16 protein-coding genes are annotated in these 17,956 nt (G+C 45.1%); 6 read left to right on the top strand and 10 right to left on the bottom strand.

Annotated features, from left to right (window positions below; genetic code table 11):
• Positions 1-69 precede the first annotated feature (69 nt).
• The 4 genes from H6F44_RS11150 to H6F44_RS11165 form a co-directional block, all read right to left on the bottom strand.
• Positions 70-294, bottom strand: a complete 225-nt coding sequence (locus H6F44_RS11150) for a hypothetical protein (protein ID WP_190351035.1) — start codon at positions 292-294, stop codon at positions 70-72.
• 25 nt (positions 295-319) lie between these two features.
• Positions 320-1,405, bottom strand: a complete 1,086-nt coding sequence (locus H6F44_RS11155) for a glycosyltransferase family 2 protein (protein ID WP_190351036.1) — start codon at positions 1,403-1,405, stop codon at positions 320-322.
• Between the two features lie 22 nt (positions 1,406-1,427).
• Positions 1,428-2,048 carry a Uma2 family endonuclease gene (locus H6F44_RS11160; RefSeq protein ID WP_190351037.1) on the bottom strand — a complete coding sequence of 207 codons (621 nt, stop codon included), beginning with the start codon at positions 2,046-2,048 and terminating at the stop codon, positions 1,428-1,430.
• Positions 2,049-2,206: 158 nt separating this feature from the next.
• On the bottom strand, positions 2,207-2,344 hold the full coding sequence (locus H6F44_RS11165; RefSeq protein ID WP_190351038.1) for a hypothetical protein: 138 nt from the start codon (positions 2,342-2,344) through the stop codon (positions 2,207-2,209).
• 152 nt (positions 2,345-2,496) lie between these two features.
• Here H6F44_RS11165 and H6F44_RS11170 point away from each other — a divergent pair, with 152 nt between their 5' ends.
• A complete protein-coding gene (locus tag H6F44_RS11170) occupies positions 2,497-3,522 on the top strand; it encodes a COX15/CtaA family protein (RefSeq protein ID WP_190351039.1) in 1,026 nt (341 codons plus the stop codon).
• Positions 3,523-3,552: 30 nt separating this feature from the next.
• Positions 3,553-4,590 (top strand): heme o synthase, encoded by a 1,038-nt coding sequence (locus tag H6F44_RS11175; protein ID WP_190351040.1) that lies wholly within the window; start codon positions 3,553-3,555, stop codon positions 4,588-4,590.
• A 97-nt stretch (positions 4,591-4,687) separates the two neighbouring features.
• Here the strand turns inward: H6F44_RS11175 and H6F44_RS11180 are convergent, their stop codons facing one another.
• From H6F44_RS11180 to H6F44_RS11190, 3 genes are all read right to left on the bottom strand, one after another.
• Positions 4,688-6,538: a polysaccharide deacetylase family protein gene (locus H6F44_RS11180; protein WP_190351041.1), complete on the bottom strand. Its 1,851-nt coding sequence runs from the start codon at positions 6,536-6,538 to the stop codon at positions 4,688-4,690.
• Between the two features lie 193 nt (positions 6,539-6,731).
• Positions 6,732-7,565, bottom strand: coding sequence for a YdcF family protein (locus tag H6F44_RS11185; RefSeq protein WP_190351042.1), 834 nt, complete (start codon positions 7,563-7,565; stop codon positions 6,732-6,734).
• A 105-nt stretch (positions 7,566-7,670) separates the two neighbouring features.
• Entirely contained in the window at positions 7,671-12,278 is a 4,608-nt protein-coding gene (locus H6F44_RS11190; protein ID WP_190351043.1) for a choice-of-anchor I family protein, read from the bottom strand.
• Between the two features lie 229 nt (positions 12,279-12,507).
• On the opposite strand from H6F44_RS11190, the gene trxA reads away from it, so the two are divergent.
• Entirely contained in the window at positions 12,508-12,825 is a 318-nt protein-coding gene (gene trxA / locus H6F44_RS11195; RefSeq protein ID WP_190351044.1) for a thioredoxin, read from the top strand.
• A 64-nt stretch (positions 12,826-12,889) separates the two neighbouring features.
• Here the strand turns inward: trxA and H6F44_RS11200 are convergent, their stop codons facing one another.
• A complete protein-coding gene (locus H6F44_RS11200) occupies positions 12,890-13,915 on the bottom strand; it encodes a CobW family GTP-binding protein (protein WP_190351071.1) in 1,026 nt (341 codons plus the stop codon).
• 142 nt (positions 13,916-14,057) lie between these two features.
• On the opposite strand from H6F44_RS11200, the gene H6F44_RS11205 reads away from it, so the two are divergent.
• The gene (locus tag H6F44_RS11205; RefSeq protein WP_190351045.1) at positions 14,058-14,546 is read left to right on the top strand and encodes an AbiTii domain-containing protein; all 489 of its coding nucleotides are present in this window, start codon (positions 14,058-14,060) and stop codon (positions 14,544-14,546) included.
• Between the two features lie 38 nt (positions 14,547-14,584).
• Here the strand turns inward: H6F44_RS11205 and H6F44_RS11210 are convergent, their stop codons facing one another.
• Positions 14,585-14,932 carry a slr1659 superfamily regulator gene (locus tag H6F44_RS11210; protein WP_190351046.1) on the bottom strand — a complete coding sequence of 116 codons (348 nt, stop codon included), beginning with the start codon at positions 14,930-14,932 and terminating at the stop codon, positions 14,585-14,587.
• 154 nt (positions 14,933-15,086) lie between these two features.
• On the bottom strand, positions 15,087-15,698 hold the full coding sequence (locus H6F44_RS11215; protein ID WP_190351047.1) for a slr1658 superfamily regulator: 612 nt from the start codon (positions 15,696-15,698) through the stop codon (positions 15,087-15,089).
• 117 nt (positions 15,699-15,815) lie between these two features.
• Between H6F44_RS11215 and trpA the strand changes: the two genes are divergently transcribed.
• Both trpA and H6F44_RS11225 read left to right on the top strand, forming a co-directional pair.
• Entirely contained in the window at positions 15,816-16,610 is a 795-nt protein-coding gene (gene trpA, locus H6F44_RS11220; protein ID WP_190351048.1) for a tryptophan synthase subunit alpha, read from the top strand.
• 132 nt (positions 16,611-16,742) lie between these two features.
• Positions 16,743-17,918 carry a F420-0:Gamma-glutamyl ligase gene (locus tag H6F44_RS11225; RefSeq protein ID WP_190351049.1) on the top strand — a complete coding sequence of 392 codons (1,176 nt, stop codon included), beginning with the start codon at positions 16,743-16,745 and terminating at the stop codon, positions 17,916-17,918.
• Positions 17,919-17,956 lie beyond the last annotated feature (38 nt).

The raw sequence follows: 17,956 nt of genomic DNA on the forward strand, positions 1-17,956 counted from the left end.
TATTGAAACTAGCTCCCAATAAGTTAACCTACTATCAACGAGGTAAGAGGGCTATGCAGCTTGTCACGGCTACGTTTTAGATGTCTTTGTCACCCCCTCAGAAACTATCCACTCTTGCAATATTTCGTGAAATGGATCGCTATCAAATAAATCACTTAAATAGCTATCTAAATAAGAATAGTCTTGATGTAATAGTAATTTAGATGATTTATCATTAGGATTTATCGTAGGAGCATCGGGTAAATTTTGAATAAAGTCATTGATTAGCTCTTTTGATTTTTGCGAATTATTCATAAAATCTGTTTACAAATTATTTAATTTATAGATCATTCAAACTGGTTAGATCAATTAGCAATTCGGCTATGACCGCTCGCAAAGGTTCCGCGATCGCGTGAATTAAAACTTCTTTAAATAATAGATTTACTACTGATGGTTCACTAGAAGTTTTAAGCCCTTCTCGGATTTCGACTAACCCTGCATCAAAATTATTAGCCTCAAAATAGCTCAATGCTCTTTTAAATGCCAATAAAGCATAGTTACGCTTGGCGATCGCAGTCAAATCATCTCGGATATCTAGAGGCAAATAATCATAGGAAATTTCAATGTTAGTTCGTAAATCGGCAGTACGCAATCCCAACTTTGCATTTTGATTGGTAATGCTCTGGGAATGTTGACGGTAACAGGCTAAGACCTGCGGCTCAAACCACCAATCATAAAATGAGGCGATCCGCTTGTACATATCCCAATCTTCACTATTGGAACTAATAAATCCACAGTAAAAACCTCCCAAATACTCATAGGCTTTTCGCCTAACGATGACCGCAGGCGGGGCGATCGGGTTATTGGTCGCTACCGTATAGAGCCAATTTGGTAAGATTCCTGCTTTGTGCAAATGCAATTGAGACATCCCTAGCCAATTATTGTCACAGTCAGCCGTAACATAGCGACAAAAAATCGCGCCAATTTCAATTTCAGTAGCTTCAATGGACAAATTTACTTGATTGGAATGACTTTCGATAATTTTTTGAATGGTGGAATAAAATTGCGGCAGTACCCAATCATCATCATGAAGTATATGAATCCATTCACCATGTGCTAGATTAATTCCGACATTAAAGGTCGCAGCGTTACCTAAGTTTTGCGAATTTCGATAAAACTCAATTCTGCCATCCCCAACTTTCTCAATAATTGATTGAATGTCCATTTGCTTATTCAATGAGCTACAGTCATCAACTACGATGATCTGCATTTGCTCCTTTGGCAAAGCCTGAGACAATACGCTATTTAAGCAATTACTAAGATAATCTACACGATTGTATGTTGGAATAATTACACTAATTTGCGATCGCGCTGTATGAGCAGCAACAGGTGATATAACTGGAAATAGCTCTGGATTAATACTCATACAAATATGTCGTCATATTTTTTCAAGGTAATTTTTTAAGCCCATTCCGAAAAGTGTTAGCCGCTTCTAGTCTTGAAGTTTGGGCGATTAACACACAACGAGTCAGTAAATCAATATCTAAATCTTTTAGTTGGAGAATTTCACTTGAAGCGATCGCTTCATAAGCATCTTCGCGTAAATGGTAAAGACTAAATATGCCATCTTGCCAAAACCATACTTCAGGAATCGCTAAAGCTTGATAACGTTGTAATTTTTTGAGACCTCCACTAGTAAAAATAACTTCGATCGCTAAATCAGGTATCGGTTTTGATGTTCCAAAACAATAGGATTCATCTGGTTCAATTGATACTTCCCCTTCTCGTTGTTGAGTCATGGAGCCTCTTGGCTCAAATTCAATATTGCTTTCTAGGCAAAATAGTTCTATCAAAAATCCAATGATTGTCTTATTGAATTCGTGGGCGCGACTTGGCATGATTATTTCAATGGTTTCTTCATAATAAAAAAAGCGCACTCCCTTGGAATTGGCGAAACCTGTTCGGATTAGCTTAAATTGTTCCCAACTAATGCCAGAACAAATGAGATGTTGATCTTGATCTGGTTGTTTTTCGCTAGAGATAACCGAGCGAATTGGTGCTTGGATCATGGCGACACCCGTAAATTTGAGGTCAGTATAACATTACAGCACTTTGCGCTGTGATAGTTTACTAGGGCTGTTGCATTCTAATATGTCACATCTTTAACCTCATAGCAGCAATTGCTCAAACCCGCTACAAGTAGGGCTGATTGACTGGCAAATCTCCCTCAAAGTGGGAATCCTGCCCCCGCTATAGAGAATTTAAGTTCGATCGCACCGTCTCCCAAATCAGTGCAAATACCTACCAACGCAAAGAAATTGTTAAATCCCCCCGCCATTTCGAGAACTGCTCTTAATATAGTCACTAATTAAAGTAGCAACTATATATAGTGAATCCTCAATCGAGTCATCAGTTTAAGCGAATTTGTTAAGCGCACTTGTTAAGCGCACTTGTTAAGCGCATTTGAGCGCCACCTATCACCAAGATTTTTCTACCAAAGCATCTGCATACCTGTCCATGACTGAATCTTTATTCCATAAATCAACTGAATCGGCTGACTTTTTAACCCTAGATTCCCAATCAGCTCAATCTACTGATAAATCTATGGAGTCAGTTGTCCTAATTCGCCGTATTGCCTTCGGGATCGCGATCGCAACTTGGATGGTGATGGCGATCGGTAGTGCTACCCGCGTGATGAATGCTGGGTTAGCCTGCCCTGACTGGCCTCTGTGCTATGGCACGGTTTTACCCGCCGAGCAGATGAACCTACAGGTATTTTTAGAGTGGTTTCATCGTCTTGTCGCCTCCAGTGTTGGTTTTGCAACTATTGTTCTAGCTGGTGCAAGTTGGTTCTTTCGCAAGGGTTTACCTAAGTGGACACCTTGGGCGGCTCTAGGATCTCTGTCTCTGGTCATCTTTCAGGGAATCTTAGGCGGCTTAACGGTTACTCAACTGCTACGCTTTGACATTGTGACTGCCCATTTGGGGACGGGTTTATTATTCTTTTCGAGTTTATTGGCGATCGCGATGGGATTGAGAGAGCATCAAATCCCTCCTAATCAATTTGCTAATCAATTTGCTAATCAAGGAACGCAGAAATTGGCTTGGGTTGGCATTGTTGCGGCTGCCTTAGTGTATTTACAAAGTATTCTGGGGGCGTTAGTTGCTTCACAATGGGCGCTGCATCAATGTTTTGCCACTCAAGATATGTGTATTGTCCTGAACGTACATTTGATCGGTGTGGCTCCTGCCACGATCGCTAGTCTTGCTGTTGTAGTGATGACTTGGCGCAATCGGGAGATCGCTCTAAATGCGCCCATTCTTAGAAATGTCGCCTCCCTTGTGGGGCTGTTGGTATTGGTGCAGGTGGCGATTGGCTATGCCACTTACAAGTTGCATTTGCAGGTTGAACCCCTTACCGTTGCCCATCAAGCCACAGGCTCAGCCCTACTAGGCACCTTGGTTTGTTTTGCAGTGTTAGCATGGCGATCGCTACGCCCTCAAACTACATTATCCGAACCTGTCCAGACCTCAATTCGCTAGATCTGCGAAATATTTTAGGAGTTAAGCTTAATGCCAGAAACTGCAATCTATGAGAATCTAACGCAGGATCTCACCCCAGATCTAACCCAAGATTTATTGCCAAAAACATCTCACCCCATATCCAGCAATTTGCCAAGCTCACGTGGCTGGCGTGAAATCGTCCAAGACTATACTGAACTCACCAAGCCCCGTATTATTACTTTGCTACTGATCACCACCGCAGGGGCGATGTGGATCGCTTCTGCGGGCAATGTGGATTTATTTTTGATGCTGGTCACAGTGACTGGTGGGGCGATCGCGGCGGCTTCGGCAAATACCATCAATTGTTTATATGATCGCGATATTGATGCAAAAATGGAGCGCACTAGCTGGAGACCTCTCCCATCGGGTAGGATTCAGCCCATCAATGCTCTAATTTTTGCGATCGCTTTAGCCTGTATCTCTTTCGCGATGTTAGCGCTCTATGCCAACCTGTTAGCTGCTTGCCTCGCCATGTCAGGGATTGCCACCTATGTGGGTGTGTACACCATTTGGCTAAAGCGTTCTAGCACCCAAAATATTGTGATTGGTGGTGCAGCAGGGGCGATTCCGCCGTTAGTGGGTTGGGCAGCCGTGACGGGCGATCTCAGTTGGTCAGCTTGGGTCTTGTTTGCAATTATTTTTGTGTGGACACCACCACATTTTTGGGCTTTAGCGCTCATGATTCGTGACGAATATGCCAAGGTTGGTGTGCCGATGTTGCCTGTGGTTAAGGGGGTTGAGGCAACTGCCCATCAGATCTTGCTATATACATTACTAATGGTTCCTGTCTCATTGCTTTTAGTTTTTCCTTGCAATGTGATGGGTCTAGTCTATGGTTTGTCGGCGATTGCCCTTGGGGTTGCCTTTATTTACAAAGCGCTGCAATTGCTCAAAGAGCCAAGCGATCGCCAAGTTGCGCGTTCTGTGTTTAAATATTCGATTTTATATTTAGCATTGCTTTGTGTGGCGATGGGTGTAGATAGCTTGCCCATTGCTCATATTTCTAGCCAACAAGTGATCGCCATGCTTCCCACATTCTCAAGTTAGCGGCGCAGAATCACAATAGTTTTCGTGAGTTTCTTATAAAATCTTATAAAATAAGGGGCAGTGCAAAGCACTGCCCCTTGGTGTTTATTTGTGGTGTTTATTTGAGACTAACTGGACAATTGGGCTTTTCGGTAGTGGCAGTAGGGGCGGGATCGGGCGGCAGCAGAGCCACAATATGCGGCACTGGACGTGGCTCATATGCCATTACCGACTTACCGCGATAGGCGAGGGCAGCGCTTGCGCCAGAGTCCAGCATCACCACATCGCGCAAACCAGCCTTGGCTAATATTTTGCCCAAACCAACGGAATCAATCATTTCCATGGTCACGCCCACAACGGGACGACCTGCGCGATCGATGCCCCAAAAGGCGCGATCGCGATGGGCATCGTAGCCATAGAGCTTACCAAAGGACTCGGCGGGTTGTGGCTTGCCATCGCGCACTAGCCATCCTGCCCCCACAAAGGCATCGGTCACATCCGCCAGTTCTGCCCTAATTGCTTCTAGAGAATTATGCTTAGCGGCATTATAGGGAATAAATTTAACATTGGTAGGACTGATTAAGACCAATGGACGACCGTTTAGAAGCGGATTTTCACCCTTATTGCCATTGATGAAAACCCCTGCCTTACTAGAAAACTGACTCAGCACAGGTCCAATCATCTTATTGCTGTCTAGATGCTCTAGGGAGAAGAACGTCCCATCAACGGCGGCGATCGCGTTGGGAGTCATGGTCATGATTTCAGCAACCTGATAGCGACTATCGGCATGGGTAGTGACAACGCGACCACCATGCACAAGTGTGAGCGGTAAGCCATCAACGGTGACTTTGCGCTTTTCCACGGGGGTAGTAAAGTCAATTCCGTCATTGCTCACCATTGGCATAAACAGGTCAGTACTAGCGGCCTTGCCGTTAGAAGCAAGCTGAATCGCCTCATCAAATCGGGACTGTCCAAAGCGCATAATTGTCATTAAATCTTCGGAATCATTGGCGGTCTTTTCTGCGGATGGGTCAAGGCTCATGGTCAGCGCCGCCTTATAACCCGCCTTTTGAATCTTTTCCCTAGCGCTATCGGTAAAGTCACCTTCGGGATAGGTGAAATAGTCGATCGCCACCTTGAGTTCCTTTTCCAGTACTTTTTTCGACTCCGTTAATTCCTTGTCGATCTGGGCATCACTCAAATCCCTGAAATTTATATGATTAACGGTATGGGAAGCCACTGTAATTAAGCCACTCGCTTGCATTTCTCGTAGTTGATCCCATGTGGCCTTGGGCTTTTGACCACCAGTACCGACAAAGCGCGTATGCACTGACCAAACCGCAGGATAGTTATATTGTTTGAGCAAAGGAAAAGCGTATTTATATTGACCGACATAGTTATCATCGAAGGTTAACAACACTGGCTTGGAGGGCAGTGCTGCACCTGTGCGTAAGTGATTGACCATCTGATCCATGGAAATTGGCGTATAGCCGCCATCCTGTAATGCTTGGAAATGTCGCTCTAGTTCCTCTGGTGTAACATCCCAACTCACATCTTTTTTAGTGGTGATGTCGTGATACATGATGATCGGAATCTTGGCGGCACGGGCGCGATCGCTAATTTTGGGAAATGGTGCAGGGTTGAATGTGGCGATTAGGTCAGCATTAATGGTGCTGCTTAAGCTCGATAGGGTGGGCAATGGATCGTTGGCGATCGCATTGATTGCCCTCACTTGATAGAGCGAGGCAGTCACAGATTCAAGGGCGTTGTAATTACAAAAAGTCTGACTATCGCCAACACCAGCATTAAAATTCTTGAGAGTTTCCTCATTTGCGGCAATGCTCGCTGAAGACGGACGATAAGCAACCATGCGCGAGGCGATCGCTGCCCCCAGCCCCGTACTAACTACCGCTAGCCCCAGCACCAGCCAAATCGCATTGGAGTTATTGTTGCTTCTGCCCTTGCTCATAATTGATGATTGGTGGTTGATTTGAAAAGTTTTTTAAGGTTTAGTCTTGCTAGGGCTTATTTAATCAGAGAGCCTCAGGATATACAAGTACCTAACTTGAATCAATAACCTGTGCAGGCTAACATATCCATACAATTCTCGCCGCCTAAATTTTATGCCTTGGTGTGAATTAACTCAAACCCAGCAACTAAGCCTAGTCCGCAAGCTGATTGACAAATAAGCCGATATATTCTTTGATGGCGCTAGTAGTATTTTTAAGCGCATCAGCATTGGGTAATAGGTCTAATAACATTCCCCAACCCTTACTATTACTATTTTGTACTGTCAAAAAGTCCGTGGGAGCCGCGATCGCTTCTATATCAAGCTTCCGAAAAATTTCCATTGATCGCGGCATATGTAACGCCGATGTCACCAGTAATATTTTGTTGATCCCCCGTTTTACTAAGATTTGGCGCGTATTGACAGCATTATCACGGGTATTAAAGGAATTTGGCTCCTGCACGATCGCTGACGCTGGCACACCTACAAACTGAGCGATCACCGCCATATCCTCTGATTCGGGATTGCCACCCTCCCCATACCAATCGGCACGCCCACCCGTCACAATTATTAATGGTGCTTTGCCCTGTTTATAAAGCCATGAACCATATAAAACGCGATCGCCCGCTTCATTCACCTCATACCAAGGACGCGGCGCGATGCGGGGGCGCGTGCCACCCCCCAAAACCACGATCGCTTCCGCTTGGGGGATATTTTCACTGGGTAAATATTGCCACTCCAGCGATCGCAATAGCCAATTAGAAACCAAACTATTGCTGCTCAAGATCAAAATCCCTAATGCCACACTCAAGCAAATCACCGCCAGCCGCTTTTTTCTATACAAGGTGATTGCTTGCTTAGCGGCGCTAGGTTTTGGCGATCGTTTTTTGTTCCATGCCAATACAATCAGCGCTACCACCATCAATAAGCTGGACAGCCCAAGGGGATAGACAAAAATTGGCAATAGTTTTGATAAAAATAATGACATTGAGATACAGCCTATTGAGGCTTCAATTATTACAGAAAAATTGAAAGCGGCGCAAAGCGCCGCTTTCAATTTTTTTGGTTCTAGATTAGCGCACAGCGCTCAAAATTAACCAACCTTTACCTTAACGATGATGTCATTGTAGTCAAGGTCGCCACCACCAGGGAGATCCTCAAAGCCGAAGGTGTTGTCACCCAACAGGCGAATGTGGTCAACCTTACTAGAATTGGCTCCTAGATAGGCGAAGTAAGCGCTAGTTACTTGACCGTTGAGGAACTGATCGGCTGTACCATTGCTGATGATGAATGGAGCAAAGATGCTGCCGCCCGTGAGGGTCTTGTCATCAAAGCTGGCTGAGCCTTGGTTGCTTACGGCTAGGTCAATGCCGCTAATGCGACTTTGTACCGCCGCCCTTGCATAACCAGCATCACCTGCTTTCAAGATCGAGCCATTTGCCAACTTGATGTCACCTTTCTCATTTTCCACCTTGTAGAAGCCCACAAAGTTGTTAAATGCTGCCTCACGATTGACGCTAAAGCCAACCTTGACGTTGCCCGACAGAGAACGGAAGTCTAACACTTCGCCTTCGGTGCGGTCTTGCAAGCCAGTACCGATCGCCTTTGTTGCTGTGGTAGTCGCAACACCAATGGCAAAGCCCTCAAAGTTGAGGCTAAAGCTGGTAGAGGTGATGCTAGAAATTACGCTCGTGGTTTTTGTCGAGAAGACAACCTCTTTGCTGCGTCCTGAAATAATGTCATCGGCAGTACCATTTTTGATGATGGCAAAGGCGAGCTTAGATTTGCCCTTAAAGTCAAGGATCTTCGATTCACCGCCAAATCCATTGGGACGATTGCTGACAATTGAAGAGATTACGCGACCGCGACCGCTTTCGAGAATCTTCTTCAAGTCTTGGATCGATCCGTTATCATCATCATCGTCATCATCGTCATCGTCACCATCGTCATCGTTATCAATGGTATAGACCACCAATTCATTGACAGTGGTATTGACATTAATAGTTGTGACATTGAATGAGAGATTCAGAATTGAACTGATGGCAGAGATACCAACCACACCAGGGGCAGTGGAGAGGATATTGCTGAAAATGCTGTCTTGACGCTGACTGAGGTTTTGAATGCGAGTATCCTTATCAGCACCAACGTCAACACCTCTAAACGCAGTGGTGCTGAAGCGATCGCCAAGGTATTCAGCAAAGGCATCCTGTTCTGTACCAGGAGCGGCAAAGGTAAACTTGCCAGCCGCTAAAGTGAGGGCGGTATCAACCTTGCCATTACCGTTGACATCAACGCTTTCGCCGCGTAAGTCAACCCGATTAGCGAGAGTTGGATTTTGTTTAACAAAGGTGGGGAAGGGGTAGCTATCACCACCGAGGGCGGCGGTAGTGCTTGTACCTGCCAAGAAATTCAGCGTCACCATTCTAAAGGTGCGATTGATGTCACCAACTAACACGCCATCTTTGACGATGGTATCTAGGAGTGAGCCATCCTCATTGACGACAGCCAAATTGCGAACCCTTTCGCCCTGTCTGGTTACTTCACCAGTGGTGCTGTTGAATTGGATCGATGTTTTGGTGGGATCAAAGCTAAAGTTTAGACCCGCAATCTGAGGGAACTGTCCTGGGGTTGCGCCCGTGGCGGTTGCCGCCACTGCGTGTTCAATAATCCAGCGCAATTGCTGCGCTGTGACCGTTACCAAGGATAGGTCATTGTTAAAGCGGCGGGAGTTCTCAATGTCTAAACGTGAGATATCACCTTCCTTTTTGTTGGGAGCAAGGGGGTTAGGCTGAGTTGGCAGCTTAACGATGTCATCCTTACCAGTAGCACCTGCACCTGCGGGAATCACGCCGATATTGTCCCGAATGCCGCCGCCATTTTTGAGGGAGATCACTACAGTGGGATCGATCTGTTTGGCAAGCCAGAGATTGGCATCGGCGGTCAAGTTACCAAAGTTGGTTTCTTGGGTACGGACATCATCGCGAGTACCGTTCAGGAATACAGTTGCCTTACCAACGATCAAGTTGTCCTTATCAGAAATGACAGCTTTGATGCCATCAGCGATCGCCACTACATTTTGATTGGCAACGGCACGAGTATCAACATCACTGCCATAGACGCGATCGACTCCAGCATCATCGGTGGCATATGCGCCGTTGATAGCGCTGTCCAGCTTGTTAACCTGAATTACACCATCATTATCAAATTCTGTAACCAAACGCCCGACATACTTGTAATTAGCGTCAGTATTGACCACCAATACAGGCTTGCCATCAGCGCCAGTCTTGACAATGGGATAATCGCCCTTGCTGCTATCGCCATTTCTGAGGATATCATTGGCATCGGATAGCAAGGTGTGAGAACCACCCGCGATGATAATATCTACATCCTTTAGACGCTTTGCCAATTCATCGCGCTCGATGTTTAACTGCTGCATATGGGATAACAAGATGATCTTGTTAATGCCCTGCGCCTTGAGGATATCGACAGAAGCTTGGATCTCGGCGGCTAAAGCGTCATAGTCAATGGGGTTAGACGGCTTGACAATGGTGCTGCCACTTGAAGAAATATTGGCGAGGGTGGGGGTAGTCGCACCGACAATGCCAATTCTTTGATCGTCAGGAGTACCAACAAGTCCATCAATACCCGCAACGTTAATCACCGTACTCTTGGCAATTTTGCCCTTGATCGTACTGGCAAAGTCGGTATTTTGATTGGCGGCAAGGTCGGTTGAGCCTAGGTTTCCAGCCGCGATTTCGGGTGCAAAGTCAAGGTTGGTGCTGAGGTATGGGAAGTTTGTCCCAGGGTTGCCGCTTCCTGTACGCAGGATATCGCGCACTTGCCTTACGCCAAGGTCAAACTCATGGTTGCCTAATGCCGATGCTTGGATACCGATCGCATTGAGAATGCCGATATCACCACGACCGATCACTGGCTGGGCGTTATTGGCTGTAGGGGTTACAGGCAGTCCACCAACACCATCAAGGTTACGATCGCTGGAAGCATTGAGAAATGGTCCTGGAATGTAGTTGTCACCAGAGGATAGGATGAGCGTATTGGTTTTGTACCGCGCATCGTCCTTGAGTTTATTAACTACTGCCGAGAAGCCGATCGCATCGGTAATCGCAGGAATGCCGCCTTCAAAGTCAGAACCATGCAGCACTTGGAGTGTGAAGTTGCCCGTGGTAGCTGGAGCCGCCGCCGCTTCAAATACGCTCACAGTATTGCTAGTTTCATTAGCAGTGATCACTAGGGACTTACCCGTTGGGCTATCCGCAGCCGAGACAAAAGTTAGTCCTTCAACTCCGCGATCTTCGGCAGGATTGACATACTGCACAAAGGTGGGGCTAACAGGATTGGTAATGTCATAAACGATGACATCGCCAACGCGCTCTAGACCGATAAAGGCATAGGTGCGTCCATCAATTGTGCCAACGGTGACACCCTCTGGTTCAGGTCCTTTGTTGTCGCTGCGAGTATCAAAACCTGCATTGGGTACACCATCAGAGTTAAATCCTGTGGGGTTAAATTGAGCAGTGAGTTTCTCAAGTTGATCGCCACTGTCATAGACCAATGTGCCACTAGAATCCCAAATCGTGAAGGATCTGGCTCCAAAAGCATGGATTTGGTCAAAATCGCCATCGCCATCGGTGTCACCTGTTTTGTTGCTAACGGTCAAGCGACCAATGTTTTCAGGTCTTTTGAGGTCAGTAGCATTAGGGAACTTGGCAGGATCGAGTACATAGGTAGCAGCGCTAACCCGTGATTCTTCGGTGTAGATGCTGCCCTCATTTCCAAAAGCGTTGTTAGCCGTTGGGCGAACGCGGGAATCGCCTTCGTTGGCGGTGATGTAGTAGGTTTGACCATTGGCGGTGAAGCTGGCGATCGCGTCGGGTTGATACATTCCGAAGACTGGCACATTTTTAATGTTGATTCGACCGCCATCTTGATCGCTGGAATCAATGCCATTACCAGCTAGACTATGATCCTTTAACCCTAGAGGTTTGATGCTGGTAATTGTGGCTGTGGCAATGTCAAGAAATGCGATCGCATTCGCTTCTTGCAGAGTGATCGTGGCAGTCAGACCATCAGAGGCGATCGCAATGTATTCAGGCTCGACATCTTGAGAAAGAGTCGAAGTATTACCAATTACCCGCAAACCTTGGGATCTAAGGGTTGCCAATTGAGCATCAAAAGCATTGAAATTAGCATTCTGAACTGTGGCAGTAGCCGCGCCATTGGTGAGGTCAATGATGCTTACCGATCCTTCAGGATCAACGGAATAATTTTCGTTTGGCTCCCCTTCATTTGCCACCAATACCTTTTTACCATCGGGGGTAAAGGTGAGCATATCGGGCAAGAAGCCAACCTCGACAGAATTGATAAATGTGCCATCAGCAGCATTGAAGAAACTGACACGACCGCGCTGATGGGTTCCTGTTGCAGTATCTTTGACCTCGTAAGCGACTGCCACGATCCCATTTTTAACAGCAACACTGTTAGGAGCAGCCGTACCAGAAACAGGTGTAAATCCAGGCGTTAGTTGTCCAACACTAGTTAATGTACCTGTATTGCCGACTGTGTATATATCAACAGTACTAGCGGCAACGACATACAAGCGTTTACTAGCAGGATCAAAAGCTGGTATTTCGGAAGCTGTAGCGCTAGTCGCACTACCAACTTTATTTAGAGTAATTGCCATGAATGTTATTTGTATTTACTCGCAACTAGTCAATCTTACGAGTCGTTCATAGGCTTCTGAATAAGATATCAATAAGCTCTAGTTAAGGTTTGGTTAAATAGATGAAATCAAGTTGCGGCGTAAAATATCACAACTTGATTGTGGAGCTGATATATACGCCATCGATCGCCGAGCGCTATAATCTATAACTAATTATCATTAAGTAACCAATTAGCGGAGCGATCGCCCCATGTCAGTCAAAAAGCAGTTTGGTAGTTTCGATGAACTATTAAGCGGATCTCAGTTACCCGTTTTAGTGGATTTTTACGCGCCTTGGTGTGGTCCTTGCCAACTGATGACAGGCATCTTGGATCGAGTCAGCGAAGAGATGAAGGACAAAGTACAAATCGTCAAGATCAATACGGATAATTATCCAGACCTTGCCTCCCAATTTAGGGTCTATGCCTTGCCCACATTAGTATTGTTCAAAGACGGCGAACCCGTTGATCGGGTTGAGGGTGTCATTCAGGCAGACAAATTATGCGATCGCCTTGCGGCTTACGTTTAGAAATAAAAATTAGAAATAAAAATTAGAAATAAAAAAAGGTATCGCAACGCGATACCTTTTTTATTTAGACAAGACATTCATTGAGATTATCAAGAATGGCTTGCTGATCGAGGTTGCGACCGATCATTACTAACTGATTGTTGAGGGGCTTATTGCGATCGTCAGTTTTGAGTTCGTAGCGTTTACCACTGAGTTGAAACACATAGCGATTATCAATGCCAACAAAATTGAGAATGCCCTTAGCCCTAAATACATCAATGGGCAGTTGCTTATCAAGGAAATTTTGAAACTTATCCAAAATAAAAGGGCGATCGCTTTGGAAGGAAATCGCGATAAAACCATCATTATCTAGGTGATGAGAGTGGTGATGATCGTGATCATGCGTGTGATCGTGATGATCGTGATGATCGTGATTATGCGCGTGTTCGTGATCATCATGGTCATCGTGTTTTGCTGCCTGCGCGATCGCTGACTGATCGATCCCCACATCCAAAATTAGCGGCAAAGGCACAACCCCCATCTGCGATCGTAGGATTCTCGCCTTGGTCTTAGTTTTGTTGACGTAATCCTCTAAAGCCTTGAGCTTTTCATCGGTAGCAAGATCGGTTTTATTGAGAATAATGATATCGCCATACATAACTTGGGCATAGGCGGCATCACTTTTAAAATGCTCCTCGGTAAAAGCCTCCGCATCCACCACCGTCAAAATCGAATCAAGACGGGTAAGGTGTTGTAATTCTGTACCCAAAAAAGTGAGGGCGATCGGCAAAGGATCGGCGACTCCCGTTGTCTCAACAATCATATAGTCAATGCGATCGCCCCGCTCAAGGACGTTGTAAACAGCATCAACTAAGCCATCATTGATCGTGCAGCAAATGCAGCCATTGGTCAGTTCCATCATATTTTCATCAATAGAAACCAACAACTGGCTGTCAATATTGATATCGCCAAACTCATTGACCAAAACTGCCACTTTTAGCTCTTTTTGATTTTGTAAAATATGATTTAGTAAAGTAGTTTTTCCGCTACCCAAAAAACCTGTAATGATCGTTACGGGCATTCCCCGTTTGGGAGCATCAATTTCGATCATAGCTTGGGATGATGCTTGCTTTTGTTGGTCTATAGCGTTGCGATCGGAAGTGAGCATGAACTTTGTGCAAGAATGAACTTTAATTGCAATTTTAAACCATATCGAAGTACAACCGCATTGGAATCACTTTCCATAAATCATCATGTCAGTCTTAGAACCATGTCAAGAGCCATCTGTCTCACAATTATTAGTCGCTTTAGAGGTGCGTCTAGAGGTAGAAGCTGCGATCGAAAAACTACCCCTAACTAGAGCGTTAGAACAATGTCTATTATTTGCCCAAGCTCATAATTTGACAGCGCTAATCCAATTTATCAATCAAGAACTATCGGGATATACTGGGCAGCCGCCGACCTATCGCCATGTGCGCTTGAGCTATTTTGATAATGGTGGTCAGTATGTTGACGGTTTAGAAGAGTATCGTAGCTACCCCATTGTCACAGGAGTGTGCAAATTAGAAACCCATTTAAAAAATGGTTTAAGTCTAATGCTACCCAAACAAATATTAGATTTTTTGTCAGAAGTTGCTAGGCGACAAATTGATATCGGTCATGTTTCACGTTCTGAAATTGAGCAATTATTAGAAGTGATTCGTAATGAAGTGATCTATCGACTAAAAAATATAACCTATTAAAATATTGAGGGCGTGGCTTTGCCGCTCCCTCAATATTTTTAACTCTGCCATTCTAAGACAAGGCTTGACATTAAGCGCTGTAAATTCTTCAGTGATTTACGCTGCCAAGGTATAGCATCAGAACCACAAACGATGATCTTAATCGATTCTTTTTGTCTGACCTTAATCACAAATTTTGACAATACATTAATACCAGAACTATTCAAGAACTCTAGTTCGCATAGATTTAATGTAAGTTGTTTGGGATTTTCTTGGATAATATTATCTAACATACCTACAATTGGCGCGTATTCTTCCATGCCTGCTAGTCTTAACGAACCTTGGCAATAAACAATTGAACTTGAGGGTTCATACCAAACCCGATATTCATCACCCTTCACTTCCATAAATTGATTGCTCCTAATTGACGTTTATTGATGATTTTGGCTAATTGAGGCTTTGAGTGGTACATAAACATTTTTGCTTATCGATACTTAGCGCTGACAAGCAAAAATGCTGCTAGTTTTTTAAATCAGCATGAGCGCTGTAGTCCAAATTTGTTTAAAGAGGTAACTGTACCATTGTTGTTACAACTGTTACTACATCCTGCTCTTGAGGTTCTTGATCTACAAGCGGTTTAAGCAAATTGGGTGATGTTGTAAATTGCCATCCTAGCAGAGCTTCATAGTCCATTAGCATAGTTAAATAGCCAAGCCCCGACTTACCTGTATCCTCACTAGCACTACTTTTCTCAATCTGTTCAACATACATCTCCGCAATATCACCAGTCATTATTTTTTGAATATATAACTGAAATTCAGGGATGGTTTCTGGGTATAGACTGTTTTTAGATACAAATATCAGGCGATCGCTAAATAAATGTACTTCAAGGTTGATCGGTAGACCTGCGTTGATATCACTATATTTCATTGCATTTTCCAGCAATTCATTGGCAACAAAGCTAACTGCCGCCGCGATTTCTGTTTGTTTGCTTAACGCCGCACTAGTATCTCCTGGGAAGAAATTTTTGACATAATCGCCTAGAAAGTCGGCGGAAAGACCATTGGTTTTCCATCGTTGCTGAATTGGCATTGACGAAGGCGAAAATCCTATTACCAGAAATTCACTTCTTTCAGAAAAGTCTTCTATAAAATCTCCAAAGATTTGCGCCATATATCACGAAACTTAATTCTCTAATGTTTTAGCTTGCGGTTTTTATGTCAGTCTACATTAACCATGAGGCGTTACTATAATACGGGATTACGTTTTGTTTTGGAAAATTTTTAAGTCATGATATCCGTTTCCGCACGCTTTGAAGAGTTAAGAGCCAGAGGTCAATCCGCCCTGATTCCTTTTATTACGGCTGGTGATCCCAATTTAGAGACGACGGCGAAGGCGCTGCGGATATTGGATCAAAATGGTGCGGATCTGATTGAGTTGGGTGTGCCTTACTCTGACCCTTTAGCGGATGGTCCTGTGATTCAGGCTGCGGCGACTAGGGCTTTGCAAAATGGTACGACCCTTACTCAGGTTTTAGACTTGGTAAGAGTAGTTGCGCCTGAGTTGCGATCGCCGATCATTCTATTTACCTATTACAACCCAATTCTGAATATTGGTGTTGAACCGTTTTTAAGCAAGATCTATGAGGCAGGGGTGCGCGGTTTGGTTGTGCCAGATCTGCCCCTAGAGGAGTCCCATGTTTTATTAGAGCCTGCAAAAGCCGTGGGTATTGAAGTGATTTTATTGATCGCGCCCACGAGTCCGATGGAACGCTGTGCGGCGATCGCCGCGCAGTCTCAAGGCTTTATCTATGTGGTCAGCGCTACGGGCGTAACTGGTGTCCGCAGTGAGGTGGCTAAGGGCGTAAAAACCATGATTGAGCAGTTGCGGGTAATCACGGATAAACCCATAGCGGTGGGCTTTGGCATCTCGCAGCCTGAGCAAGCAAGGCAGGTGATCGATTGGAATGCGGATGGGGCAATTGTGGGTAGTGCGATGGTGAAGCGCCTCGCGGAACCCGATGGCGGTCTGCACGCGATCGCTGAATTTACTAAAACTCTTAAACAGTCGATTCGCAGAGATTAAGTACGCGATCAGTAAAGTGGCATAGCCATTTTACTGATCGCAAAACCATTATTCGGTTTGGTTGTTAATTCACAAAAGTGTTGCCACACTTTCACGAATTAGTAAAGTAGGGATTAATAGGAATTAATGGCAATGAATATTTTGATTGGTTTAGGCTTGGCGATCGCTGGACTAGTTTTGCTACTATGGCTACTATTTGAGTGGCAATACAGCACCCGACAGGGCAATTTATTAGAATTTGATAGTGGCATTTGGCAATTTCTCACCTACGAGCCAGAGCATTATCAAATTGAGCTAATATTAACCGCCACCAATAAAACCCGTAATCTAGATGTTTTTTTGGTGGAATTGAAGCCTGAAGTGTCGTTGCTGTCGAGTGATAGCCTTGATCATGTCCACTCCGAAACCCAATTGCGATCGCGCCACGCCAATATAACTAGTCGCCATGATAACTATTGGGAGTCCTATATTGTTTCTCCTAAAAAAAGCACATCAGCCGAGATCCAACTAAACATTACAGGCAAAAATCTCGACCAACTCAAAACTGCATGGGTGAAGATACATTACACAATTTATGGTCCAGGGGGGCGTGAGGAAAAGGTCAAGCATTGCATTATTCCCTTGCAATTCCCCAATGGCGAACAACGGGAACGCTGGCGACCCACCCCTGATGCTGATGTACTGCCCATTCGTACCCATATTCTCTCCGCAGGGGATACCCCTGTCGATGTGATGCAGCGCTATGTGATCGGTCATGCCCAAGCGGGGGACATCGTGACGATCGCCGAAACGCCGATCGCAATTATGCAGGGCAACTTTTATCATCCCAGTGACATTAAACCGCGCTGGCTGGCAAAGCGTCTCTGCTATTACTTTCAAAGTACTTCTAGCCTTGCCACTGCTTGCGGATTGCAAACCTTGATCAATGAGTCAGGGGCTTGGCGCGTGGCATTTGCCTTTATTGCGGGGGCGATCGCCAAAGCTTTGTTCCGAAAACCAGGGGTGTTTTATATGTTGGCGGGTGAACAGGCGCGGCTGATTGATGATGTTACAGGCACTCTGCCGCCCTATGATCAATTCATCGTCCTTGGCCCCAAAAATCCACAAGCCGTAGTTGATGAAATTAAGGCTGGTACTGGCTTAGAAGCAGCGATCGTGGATGTAAACGATCTGCGTCGGGTCAAGGTTTTGGCAGCGACTTCTGGCGTGTCCGAGAAGTTATTAAATCAAGCCCTAGTAATGAATCCCGCAGGTAATGCGGCAGAGCAAACCCCCATTGTTTTGATTCGCCCCAATAGAGCCAATTAAAAAGCAAAGGGCGCTTCGCGCCCTTTGCTTTTCCCAAA

The organism is Pseudanabaena cinerea FACHB-1277 (assembly GCF_014696345.1).
GTDB classification, from domain to species: domain Bacteria; phylum Cyanobacteriota; class Cyanobacteriia; order Pseudanabaenales; family Pseudanabaenaceae; genus Pseudanabaena; species Pseudanabaena cinerea.

Excerpts from the sequence above, each read along its gene's own strand:
- H6F44_RS11150 (WP_190351035.1), bottom strand. The coding sequence starts at position 294 with ATGAATAATTCGCAAAAATCAAAAGAGCTAATCAATGACTTTATTCAA.
- H6F44_RS11155 (WP_190351036.1), bottom strand. The coding sequence starts at position 1,405 with ATGAGTATTAATCCAGAGCTATTTCCAGTTATATCACCTGTTGCTGCT.
- H6F44_RS11160 (WP_190351037.1), bottom strand. The coding sequence starts at position 2,048 with ATGATCCAAGCACCAATTCGCTCGGTTATCTCTAGCGAAAAACAACCA.
- H6F44_RS11170 (WP_190351039.1), top strand. The coding sequence starts at position 2,497 with ATGACTGAATCTTTATTCCATAAATCAACTGAATCGGCTGACTTTTTA.
- H6F44_RS11175 (WP_190351040.1), top strand. The coding sequence starts at position 3,553 with ATGCCAGAAACTGCAATCTATGAGAATCTAACGCAGGATCTCACCCCA.
- H6F44_RS11180 (WP_190351041.1), bottom strand. The coding sequence starts at position 6,538 with ATGAGCAAGGGCAGAAGCAACAATAACTCCAATGCGATTTGGCTGGTG.
- H6F44_RS11185 (WP_190351042.1), bottom strand. The coding sequence starts at position 7,565 with ATGTCATTATTTTTATCAAAACTATTGCCAATTTTTGTCTATCCCCTT.
- H6F44_RS11190 (WP_190351043.1), bottom strand. The coding sequence starts at position 12,278 with ATGGCAATTACTCTAAATAAAGTTGGTAGTGCGACTAGCGCTACAGCT.
- trxA (WP_190351044.1), top strand. The coding sequence starts at position 12,508 with ATGTCAGTCAAAAAGCAGTTTGGTAGTTTCGATGAACTATTAAGCGGA.
- H6F44_RS11200 (WP_190351071.1), bottom strand. The coding sequence starts at position 13,915 with ATGATCGAAATTGATGCTCCCAAACGGGGAATGCCCGTAACGATCATT.
- H6F44_RS11205 (WP_190351045.1), top strand. The coding sequence starts at position 14,058 with ATGTCAGTCTTAGAACCATGTCAAGAGCCATCTGTCTCACAATTATTA.
- H6F44_RS11210 (WP_190351046.1), bottom strand. The coding sequence starts at position 14,932 with ATGGAAGTGAAGGGTGATGAATATCGGGTTTGGTATGAACCCTCAAGT.
- H6F44_RS11215 (WP_190351047.1), bottom strand. The coding sequence starts at position 15,698 with ATGGCGCAAATCTTTGGAGATTTTATAGAAGACTTTTCTGAAAGAAGT.
- trpA (WP_190351048.1), top strand. The coding sequence starts at position 15,816 with ATGATATCCGTTTCCGCACGCTTTGAAGAGTTAAGAGCCAGAGGTCAA.
- H6F44_RS11225 (WP_190351049.1), top strand. The coding sequence starts at position 16,743 with ATGAATATTTTGATTGGTTTAGGCTTGGCGATCGCTGGACTAGTTTTG.